1 protein-coding gene is annotated in these 940 nt (G+C 70.5%); it reads left to right on the top strand.

Annotated features, from left to right (window positions below):
- On the top strand, positions 1-940 hold a 940-nt coding region (locus tag IEY88_RS43895), incomplete at both ends, for an IS30 family transposase (RefSeq protein WP_189160808.1).

The raw sequence follows: 940 nt of genomic DNA, 5'->3' as shown, positions 1-940 counted from the left end.
CCGCCGCCGGGCGGGCGTCTCGATGCGGCAGATCGCCGCGGAGCTGGGCCGGGATTGCTCGACGATCAGCCGGGAACTGCGCCGCAACGCCCATGAACGCACCGGCGACTACCGGCCTCACGCCGCCCAGCGGCGGGCCCAGGCCCGCCGGCCGCGGCCGAAGACCGGCAAACTCGCCGCGAACCCGGTGCTGCGCGAGGCCGTCCAGGACGGTCTGGACTTGCGCTGGAGCCCGAAGCAGATCGTGAAACGCTTGCGCCGCGACTTCCCCGACCGGCCGGAGCTGCACGTGGTCCACGAGACGATCTACCAGGCCCTCTACGTCCAGGGACGCGGTGAACTACGCCGTGAGCTCACCGCCGCGCTGCGCACCGGCCGGGCGATGCGCCGCCCCCGCCGCCAGGCCCAGCAGCGTGTCCCGCGGATGGCCACGCCGATGGTCATGATCAGCGAACGCCCCGCCGAAGCCGACGACCGCGCGATCCCCGGGCACTGGGAAGGCGATCTGATCATCGGCAAGGACAAGAAGTCCGCCATCGGCACCCTGGTCGAACGCACCACCCGCTACGTCCTGCTCGTGCACCTACCGGTCGGCCGCACCGCGGACGTCGTCCGCGACGCGCTGATCGAGACCGTCCAAGCCCTGCCCGCCCACCTCTGGCGGTCGCTGACCTGGGACCAGGGCGCCGAAATGTCGGGCCACACCGGGTTCACCGTCGCCACCGACATCCCGGTCTACTTCTGCGACCCGCACTCACCCTGGCAACGCGGCAGCAACGAGAACACCAACGGCCTGCTACGCCAATACTTCCCCAAAAGCACCGACCTGTCAGTCCACAGCCGTCAACACCTCGACGCCGTCGCCATCCAGCTCAACGGCCGCCCACGCGAAACCCTCGGCTGGGACACCCCAGCCGAGCGCATGGCTAAGCTCCTGACC

The sequence above is a fragment of the Lentzea pudingi genome, from assembly GCF_014646255.1.
GTDB classification, from domain to species: Bacteria; Actinomycetota; Actinomycetes; order Mycobacteriales; family Pseudonocardiaceae; genus Lentzea; species Lentzea pudingi.
This window is presented reverse-complemented; position numbering and strand designations above follow the sequence as displayed.